The sequence below is a fragment of the Paenibacillus sp. J22P218 genome, assembly GCF_056269195.1.
This window is the reverse complement of the sequence record NZ_JBWDNL010000012.1, coordinates 20,521-40,606: the sequence shown is the minus strand read 5'-3', so window position 1 is coordinate 40,606 and position 20,086 is coordinate 20,521. Positions and strand designations below refer to the sequence as shown.

The 20,086-nt window shown below is 48.0% G+C and carries 16 protein-coding genes; all 16 read left to right on the top strand.

The window, feature by feature from the left end; translation table 11 throughout:
• Positions 1-203 precede the first annotated feature (203 nt).
• The 16 genes from rpoB (at position 204) to rplV (ending at position 20,078) form a co-directional block, all read left to right on the top strand.
• Positions 204-3,767 carry a DNA-directed RNA polymerase subunit beta gene (gene rpoB, locus AC0YN0_RS30760; protein WP_442050284.1) on the top strand — a complete coding sequence of 1,188 codons (3,564 nt, stop codon included), beginning with the start codon at positions 204-206 and terminating at the stop codon, positions 3,765-3,767.
• A 97-nt stretch (positions 3,768-3,864) separates the two neighbouring features.
• Positions 3,865-7,491 carry a DNA-directed RNA polymerase subunit beta' gene (gene rpoC / locus AC0YN0_RS30755; protein ID WP_475824658.1) on the top strand — a complete coding sequence of 1,209 codons (3,627 nt, stop codon included), beginning with the start codon at positions 3,865-3,867 and terminating at the stop codon, positions 7,489-7,491.
• A gap of 338 nt (positions 7,492-7,829) precedes the next feature.
• The gene (gene rpsL / locus AC0YN0_RS30750; protein WP_054025332.1) at positions 7,830-8,252 is read left to right on the top strand and encodes a 30S ribosomal protein S12; all 423 of its coding nucleotides are present in this window, start codon (positions 7,830-7,832) and stop codon (positions 8,250-8,252) included.
• A 65-nt stretch (positions 8,253-8,317) separates the two neighbouring features.
• Positions 8,318-8,788, top strand: coding sequence for a 30S ribosomal protein S7 (rpsG, locus tag AC0YN0_RS30745; RefSeq protein WP_337103236.1), 471 nt, complete (start codon positions 8,318-8,320; stop codon positions 8,786-8,788).
• A 29-nt stretch (positions 8,789-8,817) separates the two neighbouring features.
• Positions 8,818-10,896, top strand: a complete 2,079-nt coding sequence (gene fusA / locus AC0YN0_RS30740) for an elongation factor G (protein ID WP_442050286.1) — start codon at positions 8,818-8,820, stop codon at positions 10,894-10,896.
• A gap of 113 nt (positions 10,897-11,009) precedes the next feature.
• Positions 11,010-12,200 (top strand): elongation factor Tu, encoded by a 1,191-nt coding sequence (tuf, locus tag AC0YN0_RS30735; protein WP_442050287.1) that lies wholly within the window; start codon positions 11,010-11,012, stop codon positions 12,198-12,200.
• A gap of 301 nt (positions 12,201-12,501) precedes the next feature.
• Complete coding sequence (locus tag AC0YN0_RS30730) at positions 12,502-13,551, top strand: ABC transporter substrate-binding protein (RefSeq protein WP_475824657.1); 1,050 nt, start codon at positions 12,502-12,504, stop codon at positions 13,549-13,551.
• A 96-nt stretch (positions 13,552-13,647) separates the two neighbouring features.
• A complete protein-coding gene (locus AC0YN0_RS30725) occupies positions 13,648-14,565 on the top strand; it encodes an ABC transporter permease (protein ID WP_475824656.1) in 918 nt (305 codons plus the stop codon).
• Positions 14,565-15,359 carry an ABC transporter ATP-binding protein gene (locus AC0YN0_RS30720; protein ID WP_475824655.1) on the top strand — a complete coding sequence of 265 codons (795 nt, stop codon included), beginning with the start codon at positions 14,565-14,567 and terminating at the stop codon, positions 15,357-15,359. Before AC0YN0_RS30725 ends, AC0YN0_RS30720 begins: the two co-directional genes overlap by 1 nt.
• A gap of 1,234 nt (positions 15,360-16,593) precedes the next feature.
• On the top strand, positions 16,594-16,902 hold the full coding sequence (rpsJ, locus tag AC0YN0_RS30715; RefSeq protein ID WP_017692074.1) for a 30S ribosomal protein S10: 309 nt from the start codon (positions 16,594-16,596) through the stop codon (positions 16,900-16,902).
• Positions 16,903-16,946: 44 nt separating this feature from the next.
• On the top strand, positions 16,947-17,570 hold the full coding sequence (gene rplC, locus AC0YN0_RS30710; RefSeq protein ID WP_337103242.1) for a 50S ribosomal protein L3: 624 nt from the start codon (positions 16,947-16,949) through the stop codon (positions 17,568-17,570).
• 28 nt (positions 17,571-17,598) lie between these two features.
• Positions 17,599-18,222: a 50S ribosomal protein L4 gene (rplD, locus tag AC0YN0_RS30705; RefSeq protein WP_337103243.1), complete on the top strand. Its 624-nt coding sequence runs from the start codon at positions 17,599-17,601 to the stop codon at positions 18,220-18,222.
• Positions 18,222-18,515 carry a 50S ribosomal protein L23 gene (gene rplW / locus AC0YN0_RS30700; RefSeq protein WP_337103244.1) on the top strand — a complete coding sequence of 98 codons (294 nt, stop codon included), beginning with the start codon at positions 18,222-18,224 and terminating at the stop codon, positions 18,513-18,515. Before rplD ends, rplW begins: the two co-directional genes overlap by 1 nt.
• Positions 18,516-18,532: 17 nt before the next feature.
• Positions 18,533-19,363, top strand: a complete 831-nt coding sequence (gene rplB, locus AC0YN0_RS30695; RefSeq protein WP_442050291.1) for a 50S ribosomal protein L2 — start codon at positions 18,533-18,535, stop codon at positions 19,361-19,363.
• 55 nt (positions 19,364-19,418) lie between these two features.
• Positions 19,419-19,700: a 30S ribosomal protein S19 gene (rpsS, locus tag AC0YN0_RS30690; protein ID WP_056635975.1), complete on the top strand. Its 282-nt coding sequence runs from the start codon at positions 19,419-19,421 to the stop codon at positions 19,698-19,700.
• Between the two features lie 42 nt (positions 19,701-19,742).
• Complete coding sequence (rplV, locus tag AC0YN0_RS30685; protein ID WP_307208489.1) at positions 19,743-20,078, top strand: 50S ribosomal protein L22; 336 nt, start codon at positions 19,743-19,745, stop codon at positions 20,076-20,078.
• The last annotated feature ends 8 nt before the right edge of the window (positions 20,079-20,086 follow it).

Sequence of the window (20,086 nt, the reverse complement as noted above, 5' to 3'; positions counted from 1 at the left end):
AGATATGCAAGTTTGACGTATAATGTTTACATTTTGGGCAAAATTACTTGATATGTGACCATCGCGCCGCGCTGCGAATGGTTGGCTGCCGGAAACACGCTCTTTTTTCGAACTATTCGATAAGGGCTTTTCTTTATTTAACTATATAGGCGGCTGGTGCCGGCTATGAGTGACGCAGTAAGTATCGATGCTGTGAGACAGACATGAGGGGTGAGGTTAAGTTGGCAGGACAACTTGTTCAGTATGGTCGGCGAGCGCGCAGAAGCTACGCCCGAATCAACGAGGTGCTGGAAGTCCCGAACCTGATTGAAATCCAACAAAAATCGTATGAGAAGTTCTTGGACAACGATTTGATTGAATTGTTTCAGGATATTTCTCCGATTTCGGACTTTACGGGCAATCTATCGCTTGAGTTTATCGACTATGGCTTAGGCGAACCGAAATATTCGGTCGATGAATCAAAAGAGCGCGACGTGACGTATGCAGCTCCTTTACGCGTTAAGGTACGACTTTTCAATAAGGAAACCGGCGAGGTAAAGGAACAAGAAGTGTTCATGGGTGATTTCCCGCTTATGACTGAGACAGGCACGTTTATTATTAACGGGGCCGAGCGGGTTATAGTCAGCCAATTGGTGCGCTCCCCGAGTGTGTACTTCAGCACGAAGGTTGATAAGAACGGGAAGAAGAACTACACGGCAACGGTTATTCCGAACCGTGGTGCTTGGCTGGAGCTTGAAACGGATGCCAAGGATATTGTTTACGTTCGTATTGACCGGACCCGGAAAATTCCGGTAACGGTGCTTTTGCGTGCACTTGGTTTTGGCACAGACGCTGAGATTCTCGAGCTGCTAGGCCATGATGAGTACATTCGCAATACGCTAGACAAGGACAACACGGATTCCACGGAGAAAGCGCTGATCGAGATTTACGAGCGTCTTCGTCCAGGTGAGCCGCCGACTTTGGATAATGCGAAGAGCTTGCTTGTAGCTCGTTTCTTTGATCCAAAACGATATGACCTGGCCAATGTCGGCCGTTACAAAATAAACAAGAAGCTTCATATCAAAAATCGTTTGTTCAACCAGAAGCTCGCTGAGAATTTGGTTGATCCGACTACAGGCGAAATTATCGCCGAGGCGGGACAAATGATCGACCGTCGCTTGCTTGACGAGATTCTCGAGAAGCTGGAGACGGATGTGGGCTTCAAGACTTATCACGTCGCTAACGGCGTGCTTGATGCTGATAGTATTCCGCTGCAAACGATCAGCGTATTCTCGCCGCTTGACGAGAACAAAGTCATTAAAGTTATCGCAAATGGCGTTATTGATAAATCCGTTAAGCACATCACGCCTGCGGACATCATTTCCTCCATTAACTATTTCATTAACTTGCTCCACGGCGTTGGAAGCACGGACGATATTGACCATCTCGGCAACCGTCGTCTGCGTTCCGTAGGCGAATTGCTGCAGAACCAATTCCGTATCGGTCTTTCACGTATGGAACGCGTTGTGCGCGAGAGAATGTCGATTCAGGATGCGAATGCGATTACGCCACAGGCGCTAATCAATATCCGTCCCGTTATCGCGTCGATCAAAGAGTTCTTCGGTTCCTCGCAGCTTTCCCAGTTCATGGACCAAACGAATCCGCTTGCTGAATTGACGCATAAGCGTCGTCTATCGGCACTCGGACCAGGCGGTTTGACAAGGGAACGCGCAGGCTTCGAAGTGCGTGACGTCCATCACTCTCACTATGGCCGTATGTGTCCAATCGAGACGCCAGAGGGACCGAACATCGGTTTGATCAACTCCTTGTCCTCGTTCGCCCGTATTAACGAGTACGGCTTCATTGAAGCTCCGTATCGTTGGGTTGATCCGAAGACGGGCACTGTTACGGAACAAATCTCTTACATGACTGCCGATGAGGAAGACAACTATATCATCGCGCAAGCGAATGCGAAGCTGACTCCTGAAGGCCAATTTGCTGAAACGAACACAATCGTTCGTTACAACAAACAGGCGGATAACATCTTGACGATGCCTAGCGAACGCGTTGACTACATGGACGTATCGCCTAAGCAGGTTGTGTCGGTTGCGACAGCGCTCATTCCGTTCCTAGAGAACGATGACTCCAACCGCGCACTAATGGGATCGAACATGCAACGTCAAGCCGTACCTCTTCTTATCCCGAAAGCGCCGTTCGTCGGTACGGGTATGGAGCATAAGGCAGCAAAAGATTCGGGTGTATGTATTGTTGCCAAATATGACGGAATTATCGAGCGCTCGTCAGCTAACGAAATTTGGCTGCGCCGCGTTGAGATCATTGACGGCAAACCGGTAACAGGCGACTTGGTTAAGCACAAGCTGCATAAGTTTATGCGTTCCAACCAAGGTACGTGCATTAACCAACGTCCGCTTGTACGCAAAGGCGACGTAATCAAGAAAGGCGATATTCTCGCAGACGGCCCTTCCACAGAACAAGGCGAATTGGCCCTAGGACGCAACGTTGTTGTCGCGTTCATGACGTGGGAAGGTTACAACTACGAGGATGCCATCTTGCTAAGCGAAAAGCTTGTGAAGGAAGACGTATACACGTCCATTCACATTGAAGAATATGAGTCCGAAGCTCGTGATACGAAGCTTGGACCGGAAGAAATTACACGCGACATTCCGAACGTCGGCGAAGATGCGCTACGCAATCTCGACGAGCGCGGCATTATCCGTGTCGGTGCTGAGATTAACGCAGGAGACATCCTTGTCGGTAAAGTAACGCCTAAGGGCGTAACGGAGCTGACGGCCGAGGAAAGATTGCTCCACGCAATCTTCGGCGAGAAAGCTCGCGAAGTTCGTGATACATCGCTCCGCGTACCGCATGGTACGGACGGTATCGTTGTAGACGTGAAGGTGTTCACTCGTGAGAACGGCGACGAATTGCCGCCAGGCGTTAACCAGTTGGTTCGTGCTTATATCGCTCAGAAGCGTAAAATTTCTGAAGGCGATAAAATGGCCGGACGTCATGGTAACAAAGGGGTTATCGCCCGCATCATGCCGGAAGAGGATATGCCGTTCCTACCGGACGGTACACCAGTAGAAGTCGTACTGAATCCGCTCGGCGTACCTTCGCGGATGAACATCGGTCAAGCGCTTGAAGTTCACCTTGGTATGGCTTGTAAGCATCTCGGCATTCACGCCGCAACGCCTGTATTCGACGGCGCGCGCGAGAATGACGTATTCGATACGATGGAAGAAGCCGGCATGCAGCGTAATGGTAAGACTGTCCTTTATGACGGTCGTACCGGCGAGAACTTCGAACGTGAAGTTACCGTTGGCGTCATGTACATGATCAAACTGGCGCACATGGTTGACGATAAAATCCATGCTCGTTCGACGGGTCCTTACTCGCTCGTTACGCAACAGCCTCTCGGCGGTAAAGCGCAATTCGGCGGACAACGTTTCGGGGAGATGGAAGTATGGGCGCTTGAAGCATATGGCGCAGCGTACACGCTCCAAGAAATTCTTACCGTCAAATCCGATGACGTGGTCGGCCGTGTGAAAACATACGAATCGATCGTCAAAGGCGAGAATGTTCCTGAACCGGGTGTTCCAGAATCGTTCAAAGTATTGATCAAAGAGCTTCAAAGCTTGGGCATGGACGTTAAGATCCTGACCGAGAATGAAGAAGAGATCGAGATGAAGGAAATGGACGACGAGGAAGAGAACACTGGCGATAAACTTAATCTTAATCTAGAAGGCACTGAAGTCGGCGCTGAATAAAGCATTCGCCTGAATTCCGAGTAGCGTCACGCGCTCCTCGGAATTCGGCAGTTTACGCATAAAGACATAGTTATAGATGACGAAGGAGGGTTGCTCCTTGTTGGACGTGAACAACTTCGAGTATATGAAAATCGGTCTGGCTTCGCCTGACAAAATTCGCTCGTGGTCCCGCGGAGAAGTTAAGAAACCGGAGACAATCAACTATAGGACGTTAAAACCGGAGAAGGAAGGTCTCTTCTGCGAAAAAATCTTTGGACCTACTAAGGACTGGGAATGTCATTGCGGCAAATACAAACGCGTTCGTTACAAAGGCGTAGTCTGTGACCGCTGTGGCGTCGAAGTTACTCGCGCGAAAGTTCGCCGCGAGCGTATGGGACATATCGAGCTTGCAGCTCCTGTCTCCCATATCTGGTACTTCAAAGGTATTCCAAGCCGCATGGGCCTTGCGCTTGATATGTCCCCTCGTTCGCTTGAGGAGATCATTTATTTCGCATCTTACGTTGTTACCGATCCAGGTGAAACTCCGCTTGAGAAGAAACAACTATTGTCTGAGAAAGAATACCGCAGTTATCGTGAGAAGTACGGTTTCGGCTTCCATGCAGGCATGGGTGCTGAGGCAGTTAAGAAGCTTCTTCAAGATATCGACATCGAAAAAGAGCTTGAGCAACTGAAGGAAGAGCTGCGTACGGCTCAAGGCCAACGCCGTAACCGTGCGATCAAGCGTCTTGAAGTCGTCGAAGCATTCCGTAATTCCGGCAACGAGCCGGAGTGGATGATTTTGGACGTGCTTCCGGTCATTCCTCCTGAGCTTCGTCCAATGGTACAACTCGACGGCGGCCGTTTCGCAACATCCGACCTTAACGATTTGTATCGCCGTGTAATTAACCGGAACAACCGTCTGAAGCGCCTGCTTGATCTGGGTGCACCAGACATTATCGTACAGAATGAGAAGCGCATGCTTCAAGAAGCAGTTGACGCATTGATCGATAATGGTCGTCGCGGCCGTCCTGTTACAGGACCGGGCAACCGTCCATTGAAATCTCTCAGCCATATGCTCAAAGGTAAGCAAGGACGTTTCCGTCAGAACTTGCTCGGTAAACGGGTTGACTATTCCGGTCGTTCCGTTATCGTCGTAGGTCCTAACCTGAAAATGTTCCAGTGCGGCCTTCCGAAGGAAATGGCACTTGAGCTGTTCAAGCCGTTCGTCATGAAGGAACTCGTCAACAAAGGCCTTGCGCATAACATTAAGAGCGCGAAGCGTAAAGTTGAACGTGTAAGCCCTGAAGTGTGGGACGTTCTTGAAGAAGTGATCAAGGAGCATCCGGTATTGCTCAACCGTGCCCCGACGCTTCACAGACTTGGTATCCAAGCGTTCGAGCCAATCTTGGTTGAAGGTAAAGCGATCAAGCTTCACCCGCTCGTATGTACAGCTTACAACGCTGACTTCGACGGTGACCAAATGGCCGTTCACGTACCGTTGTCCGCAGAAGCGCAAGCGGAAGCTCGTCTTCTTATGCTTGCATCGGGCAATATCTTGAACCCGAAAGACGGTAAGCCAGTCGTTACGCCATCGCAGGATATGGTTCTCGGCAGCTACTATCTGACGATGGACAACAAAGAGTCCAAAGGCAGTGGATCCGTATTCGGTACGGTCAACGAAGCAATCTCCGCTTATCAACGCGGTATTGTATCGTTGCATGCGCGTATCTTCGTTCCGGTTCGCGTATTGAAAAAAGTGAATTTCACCGAACAGCAGCAAAATTCGTTGCTCGTTACTACGGTTGGTAAAGTCATCTTCAACGAGATTTTCCCTGAAGATTTCCCTTATATCAACGAAGCAACGAAAACGAACCTGCTTCACGGTACGCCAGATAAATATTTCGTATACGAAAAAGGTGCAGACCTTGTTAAGTTTGCGGATGAACTGAATACCCCTGGCGCGGTAGGCAAAGACTACCTCGCGCTTGTTATTGCGGAATGCTTCCGTCAATACCATACAACGCTTACGGCTGTCATTCTTGACCGCATTAAGCAACTTGGTTTCACTTATTCCACAAAGGCTGGTATTACGATCGGCGTATCCGACGTTATCATCCCGATAGAAAAAGCAGAAATCATGAAACGTTCCGACGATAAGGTCGCTACCGTTATGAATCAATACCGTCGTGGTTTGATTACGAACGAAGAGCGTTATGACCGTATCATCACGATTTGGAGCGCGTGTAAAGACGAAATTACCGAAGTCCTCATGAAATCGATGGATCGTTACAACAACATCATGCTCATGGTGGATTCGAAAGCACGGGGTAACAAATCGCAAATTACTCAGCTCGGCGGTATGCGTGGTCTGATGGCCAACCCATCCGGTCGTATCATCGAGTTGCCAATCAAATCGAACTTCCGTGAAGGTCTTACCGTCCTCGAGTACTTTATCTCGACGCATGGTGCGCGTAAAGGTTTGGCCGATACAGCACTTCGTACAGCCGATTCGGGTTACTTGACTCGTCGTTTGGTTGACGTTGCGCAGGACGTTATCGTTCGTGAAGAAGATTGCGGTACAGATAAAGGATTCACGGTTAGCAAGATTCAAGACGGTAAAGAAGTTATCGAGGATCTGTACGACCGTATTGAAGGACGTTACTCCTTCGAGACTGTTCGTCATCCGAAGACTGGCGAGATTATCGTTAACCGCAGTGAACTGATCGATTCGAACAAAGCGGATGCGATCATCGATGCAGGTGTTGAGAAGCTGCAGATTCGTTCTGTGCTTAGCTGCCGCGCTCGTCATGGCGTATGTAAAGTGTGCTACGGCCGTAACTTGGCTACTGGCAAGCACGTAGAGATTGGTGAAGCGGTAGGTATTATCGCGGCTCAATCGATCGGCGAACCAGGAACACAGCTCACGATGCGTACGTTCCATACGGGCGGCGTTGCCGGCGACGACATCACGCAAGGTTTGCCGCGTATCCAGGAGTTGTTCGAGGCGCGTAATCCGAAAGGCCAAGCGATCATTTCCGAGCTTGACGGCGTCATCAAGGAAATTCGCGAAGCGAAGGACCGTCGAGAAATCGAAGTTCAAGGCGAAGCAGAATCGAAAGTATATGCAGTTACTTACGGTTCGCGTATCCGCGTAACGGAAGGCCAGCATATCGAAGCAGGCGACGAGCTGACAGACGGTTCGATCGATCCGAAAGACATGCTGCGCATCAAAGGTATCCGCGGCGTTCAGAACTACATTTTGCAAGAAGTACAGCGCGTTTACCGGAACCAGGGCGTAGAAATCAATGACAAGCACGTTGAAGTCATGATTAAACAAATGCTCCGTAAAATCCGTATCGTAGACGCTGGCGGTACAACTCTTCTTCCAGGTGCGTTCGTCGACATTCATGAATATGAGTCGCAGAACCGCGAGGCTATCTTCTCTGATAAAGAGCCAGCTGTCGCTAAGCCGGTATTGCTCGGTATTACGAAAGCGTCGCTTGAAACGGATTCGTTCTTGTCGGCGGCATCGTTCCAAGAAACGACGCGCGTATTGACCGATGCTGCTATCAAAGGCAAAGTCGACCAATTGCTTGGCTTGAAAGAGAACGTAATTATCGGTAAGCTGATTCCAGCAGGTACCGGTATGCAGCGTTACCGCAATATCCACTTCGTGGGTATGGAAGATGAAGAAGGCAATCCAATTGTCCAAGAGGAAGCTACGGAAGCAGTAGCTATCGAATAGATAGCAGTCCATAGCTGACTCAGATAGGTAATGAATGAAGAATGAAGTGATACGTGCACCCGTTCGCTCGATGCGAACGGGCTGCGTGGATCGCTTTTTCTTTTGAGATCATGCAGTAAATTATGTATAGCATTAATCATTAATTCAGTAAAAATATGAATTTTAGAGGATTACACTTGACATGTACACAGTATAGATGCTAATATGTCGAAGTGTGCCTGATGACTAGGAATTAGAAATTCGTATGTTCATTTATGAACCGCCTGGTTCTGTGGGCTTAAATGGGGTAAAATGTCTACCGTATTAAAGACATTGATATAGGGGAAGGGGGTGGCAACATGCCAACAATTAACCAGCTGGTCCGCAAAGGACGTCAAGCGAAAGTCGTTAAATCGAAATCGCCAGCATTGCAAAAAGGTTTCAACGCTCTGAAACGTGAAGCTACTAACATCAGCGCTCCTCAAAAACGCGGTGTGTGCACTCGTGTAGGTACAATGACTCCAAGGAAACCGAACTCCGCGCTTCGTAAATATGCTCGTGTTCGTCTGACGAACCGTCTAGAGGTTACGGCTTACATTCCGGGTATCGGACACAACTTGCAAGAGCATAGCGTTGTTTTGATCCGCGGCGGTAAAGTAAAAGACTTAGCGGGAGTACGTTATCATATCGTTCGCGGCGCGCTTGATACTGCAGGTGTTAACAACCGTATGCAAGCTCGTTCGAAATATGGTACAAAACGTCCTAAAGTTAAAAAATCGTAAGAATAACTCTATTGAGTTATTAACAAGCTAGAACAAGCGACTATAAGAAGAAAGGGGGACTTTACATGCCACGCAAAGGTCCTGTAACGAAGCGCGATGTGCTTCCAGATCCGATGTATAACAGCAAGCTGGTAACGCGCCTAATCAACCGCATTATGCTTGACGGTAAAAGAGGCGTAGCAGCAACACTGCTATACGATGCTTTCAAATTGATTCAAGAGCGTTCGGGTAAAGATCCGATGGAGGTTTTTGAAACAGCTTTGAAAAACATTATGCCGGTTCTTGAGGTTAAAGCTCGCCGTGTAGGCGGCGCTAACTATCAAGTGCCTATCGAAGTTAAACCAGAGCGCCGTACGGCACTTGGTCTCCGTTGGCTCGTGAACTACTCACGTAACCGCGGCGAGAAAACGATGGAAGAGCGTCTAGCTGCTGAAATCCTGGATGCTTCGAACAACACTGGCGCTTCTGTTAAGAAACGCGAAGATACGCACAAAATGGCTGAAGCAAACAAAGCGTTTGCTCACTACCGCTGGTAGAATCTTAACAATCGAGAGGAGACCATTTTATGTCAAGAGAGTTCTCCTTGAATAATACGCGCAATATCGGGATCATGGCGCATATTGATGCTGGTAAAACGACTACTACTGAACGGATCTTGTTCTTCACGGGCCGTACTCATAAAATCGGTGAGGTGCACGAAGGTGCAGCTACGATGGACTGGATGGAACAAGAACAAGAACGCGGTATTACGATTACGTCTGCCGCTACAACCGCTCAATGGAACGGTCACCGCATCAATATTATCGACACCCCGGGACACGTTGACTTCACAGTTGAAGTTGAACGTTCCCTGCGCGTATTGGACGGGGCTGTTGGGGTTTTCAGTGCGAAAGAAGGCGTTGAGCCACAGTCTGAAACGGTATGGCGTCAAGCTGACCGTTACAACGTACCACGTATCGCTTACGTCAATAAGATGGACATCATTGGCGCAGACTTCCTGAATGTTATTAAAGACATGCGCGAGCGTCTGCAAGCTAATGCTGTTGCGATTCAAATACCGATCGGCGCCGAGAGTGATTTTGTTGGCGTTATCGATATCGTTGAACGCATAGCATACAAGTACAAAGATGATACAGGTAAAGATCCAATTCAAGTTGAGATTCCTGCTGAGTACGCCGACCAAGTCGAAGAACTTCGCACGGAATTGATTGAAAAGGTTGCAGAACTGGATGAAGAATTAACGATGAAATATTTGGAAGGTGAAGAACTCACTATTCCAGAAATTAAAGCAGCACTCCGTAAAGGCGTATGCGAAGTTAAAATCTTCCCAGTAATCGTTGGATCCTCGTACCGCAATAAAGGTGTTCAATTGATGTTGGATGCGGTTGTTGACTATCTTCCATCCCCACTCGATGTACCAGCAATCAAAGGTACGCTCGAAGATGGCGAAGAAGGTGCACGACCATCGTCTGATACAGAGCCGTTCTCGGCTTTGGCATTCAAAATCATGACGGATCCTTATGTTGGTCGTTTGACGTTCTTCCGTGTGTATTCGGGTATACTGAAATCCGGTTCGTATGTTCTTAACTCAACTAAGGGCAAACGTGAACGTATTGGACGTATTCTTCAAATGCATGCTAACTCACGTCAAGAAATCTCTGAAGTGTATTCCGGCGATATCGCTGCAGCTGTTGGTCTTAAAGACACAACAACTGGTGATACACTTTGCGATGAGAAAGCGATCATCATCCTTGAGTCGATGAACTTCCCAGAACCGGTTATCTCGGTTGCTATCGAACCAAAAACGAAAGCGGACCAAGACAAACTCGGTATTGCGATTTCTAAACTCGCTGAGGAAGATCCTACCTTCCGCGCACATACGGATGAAGAAACAAACCAAACGATTATTTCTGGTATGGGTGAGCTTCACCTTGAAATTCTCGTTGACCGTATGTTCCGTGAATTCAAAGTTGAGACAAACGTTGGTAAACCACAAGTTGCTTACCGTGAAACGTTCCGTCAAGCCGCGAAAGTTGAAGGTAAGTTCGTTCGTCAATCCGGTGGTAAAGGTCAATTCGGACATTGTTGGGTTGAATTCTCACCACTTGAGCCAGGTTCAGGCTTCATATTCGAAAACAAAACAGTCGGCGGTTCGATTCCACGTGAATTTATCGCTCCTATCCAGGCTGGTATTGAAGAGTCGATGAAAAACGGCGTAGTTGCCGGCTTCCCGCTCGTTGATGTCAAAGCTGTTGTTGTAGACGGATCTTATCATGATGTCGACTCCTCCGAGATGGCGTTCAAAATTGCAGGTTCGATGGCGCTTAAAGCTGCCAAAGAAAAATGTAAGCCAGTATTGCTCGAGCCAATCATGAAAGTTGAAGTTACTGTTCCTGAAGAGTACATGGGCGATGTTATGGGTATGCTTAACTCCCGTCGTGGTCGTATCGAAGGTATGGATTCGCGCGCAGGCGCGCAAATCATCCGTGCTAAGGTGCCTCTCTCCGAGATGTTTGGTTACTCCACAACACTTCGTTCCGGTACACAAGGACGCGGCGTATTCTCGATGGAGCTTTCTCACTATGAAGAAGTTCCTAAGTCGATCGCTGAAGAAATTATTTCCAAGCACAAAGGCACTGAGTAATCACTGCGTTTGGCTAACTAAAGTTTGTTTTAGGCCGTCATCAGGTTTGCTTGCACTCTAGGTGTCGGCCCACACATAAAAAATATGATGGTATATGAGGAGGATTAAGTTCAATGGCTAAGGCAAAATTTGAACGTAATAAACCGCACGTTAACATTGGTACTATCGGTCACGTCGATCACGGTAAAACAACATTGACGGCTGCTATTACAACTGTTCTTTCCAAAAAATACGGCGGTGCAGCAGTAGCATTCGACCAAATCGATAAAGCTCCAGAAGAGCGCGAGCGCGGTATCACAATCTCGACAGCTCACGTTGAGTATGAGACGCCAGCTCGTCACTACGCACACGTTGACTGCCCAGGTCACGCCGACTACGTTAAAAACATGATCACTGGTGCTGCGCAAATGGACGGAGCTATTCTTGTAGTATCCGCTACTGACGGCCCAATGCCACAAACTCGTGAGCACATCTTGCTTTCGAAACAAGTAGGCGTGCCTTACATCGTTGTATTCCTGAACAAATGCGACATGGTTGAAGACGAAGAGCTTCTTGAGCTTGTTGAGATGGAAGTTCGCGACCTTCTTTCCGAGTATGAGTTCCCAGGCGACGACACTCCAATCATCCGCGGCGCAGCTCGTGAAGCACTTGCTAACCCAGATGGTCCTTGGGCTGACAAAATCGTTGAACTGTTCGAACAAGTTGACACTTACATCCCAACTCCAGAACGCGACACGGCTAAGCCTTTCCTTATGCCTGTCGAGGACGTATTCACAATCACAGGCCGTGGTACAGTTGCTACAGGTCGCGTAGAGCGTGGCGTTATCAAAGTTGGCGACGAGATCGAAATCATCGGTCTTGCTGAAGAGTCCCGTAAATCCGTAGTAACAGGCGTAGAAATGTTCCGCAAATTGCTTGACTCCGCTCAAGCTGGCGACAACGTTGGCGCATTGCTTCGTGGTGTAGACCGCAGCAACATCGAGCGTGGTCAAGTATTGGCTAAACCGGGTTCGGTTAAGCCACACACGAACTTCACTGCTCAAATCTACGTTCTTACTAAAGAAGAGGGTGGCCGTCACAAGCCTTTCTTCACAGGTTACCGTCCACAGTTCTACTTCCGTACAACTGACGTAACAGGTATCATCAACCTGCCAGAAGGCACTGAGATGGTTATGCCTGGCGACAACATCACTGTAACGGTTGAGCTTATCGCTCCAATCGCTGTTGAAGAGGGAACTCGTTTCTCGATTCGTGAAGGCGGCCGTACAGTAGGCGCTGGCGCAGTAGCAACTATCCAAAAATAATAAACGCGGCCTTAGGCCGACGTTTATAAAAAGAAGCTCCCACAGTTGTGGGAGCTTCTTTATGTTTGTAAGTTTATTTGGATATTTTTCATGTAACTAATGATTGACGGTATGCTGCTTCGACCTTTAATATTAAATGTAATGTAAGGTTGGCCAAAGCTCCGAAGGTATTCAGTTCCTACAAGTCAGGCATATTTCCGAAGAGAGAAAAGGTATGGCCTTTTTTTGTATTGTCTTTTGTTAGGCAGACGCTGTACGAGCACAACTTTAACGGTACACATCATGAGAGGGGTAATTCAAAATGAAGAAAAAGTTTTGGTTAGGCGTTACGCTTGCGGCTGTTATGGCTGTAACGGCGGCATGCGGTGCGAACGGTTCCGGCAATACGAATGCAGGATCGAACAACAACACAGGCAATACTGGCGGGGATGCAGAAAAAACGTATACGATTGCGATTTCGCAATTGGTTGAGCATCCGTCGCTCGATGCAACAAAAGAAGGTTTTCTCGCAGCGTTGAAGGATGCAGGCATTGAAGAAGGAAAGAACCTGAAGATCGATATGAACAACGCACAAGCGGATACGGCAAACAGCAAAACGATTTCTCAGAAAATCGCTTCGGGCAAAGCGGACCTTGCACTCGGGATCGCGACAATGACGGCTCAGAACTTGGCTGAGGACGTGACGAACATCCCAGTATTGTTCGCAGCAGTAACAGATCCGATCGATGCAGGCATCGTTAAGCAACTTCAAGCTCCAGGCGGCAACGTAACGGGCGCTTCCGATACGAACCCGGATGCGGTTAAGCAAACGATGGATTTCATCGCTGCCGAGCTCCCAGAAGTGAAGAAAGTAGGCCTAGTTATCAACGAAGGCGAACCAAATGCTGTAGTTATGGCTAAATATGCCGAAGAAGCACTTTCAGCACATGGCATAGAACTTGTTAAAGCTCCTATCGTTAACATTTCCGATGTACAACAAGCTGCCGAGTCTTTGGTTGGCCGTGTTGATGCTATCTACATTACGCTCGATAACAACGTTGTAAGCGGCGTGGATTCTATTATTGAAGTGGCTAACAAAAACGACATTCCGTTCTTCTCCGCCGACCGTGATACGGTTGAAAAGGGAGCCTTCCTAACGGTTGGTTTCAAATACTTCGACCACGGTTATGAAGTTGGACAAATGGCTGTTGAAATTTTGAAAAACGGCAAAAAACCAGGCGAAATGGACATCACGGTTCCGCAAAAACTTGATTTCATCATGAACCTGAAGGCAGCTGCAGAGCAAGGCATCACGGTTACGGATAAAATGAAAAGCTACGTAAAAGACCCTGAGAATAACATCATCGAGTAAGTCCGGTATCATTGGAATAGAATAAGAATATGAAAACATGCGGGGTGAGCGGTAATTCTGTTCACCCCCTTGTTGTGACAAAGGAGTGGCATAACGATGCTCACATCATTACAGGGTGCTGTAGAAAGCGGCCTGTTGTATGCGTTGATGGCGCTTGGCGTCTATATTACGTTTCGAATACTCGACTTTCCGGATTTAACGGTTGACGGAAGCTTCACGACGGGAGCTGCAATAGGCGCTGTCATGACCGTGAACGGTACACCGCCATGGATTGCGGTCATTTGCGCTTTTATCGGCGGGGCGGTTGCAGGTACTTGCACCGGCTTGCTTCATACGAAGGGCAAGATCAATGGCTTGTTGTCCGGTATCATTATGATGATTGCTTTATATTCGATCAACTTGCGTATTCTAGGCAAGCCAAATGTTTCATTGCGCAATATGGACAATGTATTCGACGGTGTTTCGGTGCTGGTGCTTGCCGTAATATTGGCTATTGTGGTTAAGGTATTGTTGGACTTGTTCTTCAAAACCGATATGGGGTTAAGCTTGCGCGCTACTGGGGATAACTCGCGAATGATTCGGAGCTTCGGAGCAAACACTGACATTACAACGATTTTCGGAATTGCGTTATCCAATGCACTGGTTGCAACATCCGGAGCTCTTATAGCTCAGCAGCAAAAGTTTGCCGACAACAGCATGGGGATCGGGATGATCGTTATCGGACTAGCTTCCGTTATTATTGGCGAGGCGATCTTCGGCTCGCGTTCGATCTTCCGTGCAACGCTGGCTGTCATACTGGGCGCTATTATTTATCGGATTATCTTTGCTCTGGCACTCCGCGTGGAGTGGCTGGAAGCGTCTGATATGAAGCTTATTACTGCGATTATTATTATTTTCGCCCTCGTTGTGCCTTCGGCAAGACGGGCAGTGAAAATGAAGAGCGTCGCCCGTAAACGCACGGCCGAAATGCTGGCCAAGCTAGGCAACGCCTCTCAAGCAGGAGGTGAGCGATAATGTTGGAGATAGCTAACGTATCGAAGCTCTTCAATCCAGGCACGGTGGATGAGAAGACGGCGCTCGTAGGCGCTAACTTGATCATGAAGCCAGGCGACTTCGTTACCGTAATCGGCAGTAACGGAGCAGGCAAGTCGACGCTTATGAACATTATTTCTGGCGTAATGAAGCCGGATGCCGGTGATGTCAAGATTGACGGGAAGATCATCTCGCCATTGTCCGAGCACCAGCGCAGCCGCTGGATCGGACGTGTCTTCCAAGATCCGATGGCCGGTACAGCGCCGCGCATGACGATTGAGGAAAATATGGCGATGGCGTATACGCGCGGCAAATCACGTGGTTTCTCCTTCGGCGTGAATAGGGCAAAAAAGAAGATATTCAGGGAAGAACTATCTCGACTAGGTATCGGATTGGAGAATCGCTTAAGCGCGAAGGTAGGCTTGTTATCTGGCGGCGAACGTCAGGCGCTCAGCCTGTTGATGGCGACATTTACCCGTCCGCAGATCCTTCTGTTGGACGAGCATACGGCGGCGTTGGATCCCGCTCGTGCCGAGCTGATTACGACGTTGACGGAATCGATCGTTCGCGAGATGAATCTTACCACTCTTATGGTTACGCATAACATGGAGCAGGCAATCCGCCTTGGCAACCGACTCATCATGATGGACAAGGGTCGCATCATCCTCAACGTTAACGAGGATCGGAAGCAGAACCTGACGGTCGAGCAACTGCTTGGCGAGTTCGAGCAGATCAGCGGCAAGAAACTGGCCGACGATCGCATCGTGCTGGGATAGGTTTGATTGCAGACTGCACTGGGCTAGGTGAAGGTTCATGTGAGGGAGCTGCACTGCGAAGAAGTCGGGGGCTTGCGTCTGCGTTGAAACCGTATTGTTTTGATTAGAATAGATCGCTGAAACAATACGGATTTCAAAAGCAGAACGTAAACTCCTCAGCTCCCCGCCTTCCTCTCCGTTCCGTCCTCAACAAACTGGGGTATTAATAGAGGGAGCTGCACTGCGAAGAAGTCGGGGGCTTACGTCTGCGTTGAAACCGTATTGTTTTGATTAGAATAGAACGCTGATACAATACGGATTTCAAAAGCAGATCGTAAACTCTCCAGCTCCCCGCCTTCCTCTCCGTTCCGTCCTCAACAAACCATATATATAATAGAAGAAACGCGTGCGATGTTAAGTCGCACGCGTTTTTTTGTTGTGGAAGAAGCATTAGTTCGATTTCGTCGAACTAATTTTGAGTAACGAGCTTTATTCTACTCGATAGATGCATTTCGTCGAACTAATTGTCCGATAATCGTACAAAATACTAAAACCGCCGGAGTAGCTGCCTGAAATCGAACTAAATGGGGGTATTTCGGTGTAGAGGACTAATTAGCTTCACGAAATGCCACTAATGCGCAGCAGTAGGTGGTTGGATGTAATCAGCACAGTATTGATCGACGTTCGAGCATAGAGCACGGTGCATGAAGCATGTAGCGTGTAGCGTGTAGCATTCCCTTCTTATTACTAATGAAACGTAGCGATCGGCGTTATATAATGTGATTCGGGTCAATAATGAGTGAGGACAACTCATAACGGAATGATGGCATCAGCTACATATGTTCGTTCACATGAAATTGAACGAGCATGTTTTTCTGCTTCGAGCGAGCACATCAGGTATTTTTCAAGGATAAGAGTGGAGCAGAACTGCGTTCGGTCGGAGAGTTTACGTTCCGCCTTTGAAATGGTGATCTTACCTTCAACTCGAATCTTAGGATCACCATTTCAACAGCGGACGGAGGCCGAATGCAGTGGCGCAGAGCGGTAATAATCCTTGTACGATGCCAAATGTTGCGAGCGAGATTATTATGTTGCAATTGCCTATTAAATTCGGTATAATATTGACTGTTGGTCTGACGTTGCGTTGATGCGAGAGGTTGCCGACACACCCCGCTCCTTTGCCATGGAGCGCGTGAAGGGTTTTTCTCGCGGAGTATGTCCGATAATAAATTGGGCGATAGAAGGAGGGACTTATATGGCAAAGCAAAAGATTCGTATTCGCTTGAAAGCATACGATCACAGAATTCTTGACCAATCCGCAGAGAAGATCGTTGAAACTGCAAAACGTTCCGGTGCAGGTGTATCCGGGCCGATTCCGTTACCAACGGAAAAGCAAATCATCACTATTCTCCGTGCGGTACACAAGTACAAGGATTCCCGGGAGCAGTTCGAACAACGTACACATAAACGTTTGATCGATATTGTTAACCCAACGCCGCAAACGGTTGATGCGTTGATGCGCCTGGATCTACCATCCGGTGTAGATATCGAAATCAAACTGTAATAACAAAAGTAAATGCGATTATAGAAAGGAAATGAGGTGTCAACATGAAAGGTATCTTAGGGAAAAAACTTGGAATGACTCAAGTGTTCACTCCTGAAGGAAACGTAGTTCCAGTAACGGTTATCGAAGCTGGTCCTTGCGTCGTGCTTCAGAAGAAAGACCAAGAGAACGATGGCTACGAAGCCGTTCAATTCGGTTTCTCCGATAAGAAAGAAAGCAGAACGAATAAGCCAGAGATCGGCCACGCTAAGAAAGCTGGCGCGACTCCTAAGCGCTACGTTCGTGAGATTCGCGGTATTAACCTTGGTGATTACGAAGTTGGCCAGGAAGTGAAAGCTGACTTGTTCGCAGAGGGCGAATTCGTTGACGTAACAGGTATTTCGAAAGGTAAAGGCTTTGCCGGCGTTATCAAACGTTGGGGACAAAGCACTGGACCAATGGCACACGGTTCGCGTTACCACCGTGGTCCAGGTTCGATGGGTTCGATCCAAGCTAACCGCGTACCGAAAGGCAAACGCCTTCCAGGTCACATGGGTAACGAAACGATCACAATCCAAAAGCTTGAAATTATCCGTGTAGATGCAGAACGTAACGTTCTTCTTGTAAAAGGTTCGATCCCGGGCCCTAAAAACGGATTCGTTAAAGTGAAACAAACCGTTAAGAAATAATTGCTCTTGAAGAAAGGAGGAACAAGAAATGCCTACAGTTAAAGTATTGAACGTGAGTGGCGCTTCCGTTGGCGAGCTTGAGCTTGCTGAGAACGTATTTGGTATCACGCCAAACGCAACGGTTATGCACAGCGCTGTTGTCCTTCAACAAGCTGCTGAACGTCAAGGTACTCACAAAACTAAAGGACGCTCCGAAGTACGCGGCGGCGGTCGTAAACCTTGGAAACAAAAAGGTACTGGCCGTGCTCGTCAAGGTAGCATTCGCTCCCCGCAGTGGGTTGGCGGCGGTACTGTATTCGGACCGACTCCACGCACTTACGGATTCAAGCTTCCTAGAAAAGTTCGTCGTCTTGCGATCAAATCCGCATTGTCTTCGAAAGTTATCGCTAACGAAATTATCGTTCTTGATCAACTGACATTCGCGGCTCCTAAGACGAAAGAATTCGCAAACATCTTGAACAACCTTAAGGTTGACCGTAAAGCGCTTGTTGTAACGGCTAACTATGAGGATAACGTAGCATTGTCCGCTCGTAACATTCCGGGCGTGAAATTCGTCGCAGCTGACGGCATCAATGTTCGTGACGTACTTGTGTATGATAAGCTGATCATCACTAAAGAAGCAGTAGAGAAAGTACAGGAGGTGCTTGCGTAATGAAAAATCCACGCGATATTATCAAGCGCCCGGTTATTACGGAACGTACGAGCGATTACATGGCTACAAAACGTTATGTGTTTGAAGTTGATCTTCGTTCGAACAAAACCGAAATCAAACAAGCTATTGAACAAATCTTCAAAGTAAAAGTAACCGGCGTTAACACGATGCGTGTAGCGGGTAAACCAAAACGTTATGGTAAACATAGCGGATACAGACCTGATTGGAAAAAAGCGATCGTTCAACTGAGCGCTGACAGCAAAGAACTTGAGTTCTTTGAAACGTCTGTTTAGAAAAGGAGGGAATACAAGTGCCAATTAAAAAGTACAAACCGACATCGCCAGCTCGTCGTGGTATGTCCGTGTCGACTTTCGAAGAAATTACGACAAGCACACCGGAGAAATCGTTGCTTGCACCGCTTTTCAAAAAAGCTGGTCGTAATAACCAAGGTAAAATTACGGTTCGTCACCATGGCGGCGGACACAAACGTAAATACCGTATCATCGATTTCAAACGTACTAAGGACGGTATCGTAGGTAACGTTGCGACGATCGAATACGATCCGAACCGTACTTCCAATATCGCTTTGATCCATTACGTGGATGGTGCGAAAGCTTACATCATCGCCCCTAAAGGATTGAAAGTCGGCGATCAAGTTATGTCCGGTCCTACGGCTGATATCAAAATCGGCAACGCTTTGCCGCTTGTGAATATCCCGGTCGGTACAGTTATCCACAACATCGAATTGAAACCAGGCAAAGGTGGACAACTTGTTCGCGCTGCTGGTACGGAAGCTCAACTTCTTGGTAAAGAAGAAAACTACGTATCGATTCGTTTGACTTCCGGCGAAGTTCGTCGCATTCTGAACACTTGCCGTGCTACAATCGGTTCTGTTGGTAACGAAGATCACGAACTCGTGAAAATCGGTAAAGCCGGCCGTTCCCGTTGGTTGGGCAAACGTCCAGAAGTCCGCGGCGTAGTAATGAACCCGAACGATCACCCACACGGTGGTGGTGAAGGCCGTGCTCCAATCGGACGTAAATCCCCAATGTCTCCATGGGGCAAACCGACGCTTGGTTACAAAACTCGCAAGAAGAAAAAAGCATCGAGCCAATATATTATTCGTCGTCGCACGAAGTAATAGTCGCTTGATACAAATTGCTTAACACGAACGTTATGTGAAGGGAGGAACACAAATGGGTCGCAGTTTGAAGAAAGGTCCGTTTATTGACGGGTACCTGCTTAAAAAAGTCGAGGTCTTGAACGAAACCGAGAAAAAAGTCGTTATCAAAACCTGGTCCCGCCGCTCGACCATTTTCCCACAATTCATTGGTCACACGTTTGCAGTTTATGATGGTCGTAAGCATGTGCCGGTTTATGTAACGGAAGATATGGTTGGACACAAGCTTGGTGAATTCGCACCAACTCGTACGTACAAAGGCCATGCCGGCGAAGACAAAAAAACGGGCAGACGTTAATTTGCCCTTTATCACCTTTAATGAACGAGAGGAGGTTCCTACATGCAAGAAGCTAAAGCGCACGTTAAATTCGTTCGTATTGCTCCGCGCAAAGCGATGCTCGTTGCTGATTTGATCCGTGGTAAGCAAGTTGGCGAAGCGATTGCCATTCTGCGTCACACGCCGAGATCCGCTTCCCCAATCCTGGAGAAGTTGCTGAACTCTGCTATAGCGAATGCTGAGCACAACTACCAGCTAGACGTTAACAAATTGGTTATATCGCAAGCTTTCGTTAACCAAGGGCCAACGATGAAACGTTTCCGTCCTCGTGCTATGGGACGTGCAAGCCGGATCAATAAAAGAACCAGCCACATCACCTTAGTGGTATCTGAAAAATAAGGAGGGAT

Excerpts from the sequence above, each read along its gene's own strand:
- rpoB (WP_442050284.1), top strand. The coding sequence starts at position 204 with ATGAGGGGTGAGGTTAAGTTGGCAGGACAACTTGTTCAGTATGGTCGG.
- rpsL (WP_054025332.1), top strand. The coding sequence starts at position 7,830 with ATGCCAACAATTAACCAGCTGGTCCGCAAAGGACGTCAAGCGAAAGTC.
- rpsG (WP_337103236.1), top strand. The coding sequence starts at position 8,318 with ATGCCACGCAAAGGTCCTGTAACGAAGCGCGATGTGCTTCCAGATCCG.
- fusA (WP_442050286.1), top strand. The coding sequence starts at position 8,818 with ATGTCAAGAGAGTTCTCCTTGAATAATACGCGCAATATCGGGATCATG.
- tuf (WP_442050287.1), top strand. The coding sequence starts at position 11,010 with ATGGCTAAGGCAAAATTTGAACGTAATAAACCGCACGTTAACATTGGT.
- AC0YN0_RS30730 (WP_475824657.1), top strand. The coding sequence starts at position 12,502 with ATGAAGAAAAAGTTTTGGTTAGGCGTTACGCTTGCGGCTGTTATGGCT.
- AC0YN0_RS30725 (WP_475824656.1), top strand. The coding sequence starts at position 13,648 with ATGCTCACATCATTACAGGGTGCTGTAGAAAGCGGCCTGTTGTATGCG.
- AC0YN0_RS30720 (WP_475824655.1), top strand. The coding sequence starts at position 14,565 with ATGTTGGAGATAGCTAACGTATCGAAGCTCTTCAATCCAGGCACGGTG.
- rpsJ (WP_017692074.1), top strand. The coding sequence starts at position 16,594 with ATGGCAAAGCAAAAGATTCGTATTCGCTTGAAAGCATACGATCACAGA.
- rplC (WP_337103242.1), top strand. The coding sequence starts at position 16,947 with ATGAAAGGTATCTTAGGGAAAAAACTTGGAATGACTCAAGTGTTCACT.
- rplD (WP_337103243.1), top strand. The coding sequence starts at position 17,599 with ATGCCTACAGTTAAAGTATTGAACGTGAGTGGCGCTTCCGTTGGCGAG.
- rplW (WP_337103244.1), top strand. The coding sequence starts at position 18,222 with ATGAAAAATCCACGCGATATTATCAAGCGCCCGGTTATTACGGAACGT.
- rpsS (WP_056635975.1), top strand. The coding sequence starts at position 19,419 with ATGGGTCGCAGTTTGAAGAAAGGTCCGTTTATTGACGGGTACCTGCTT.
- rplV (WP_307208489.1), top strand. The coding sequence starts at position 19,743 with ATGCAAGAAGCTAAAGCGCACGTTAAATTCGTTCGTATTGCTCCGCGC.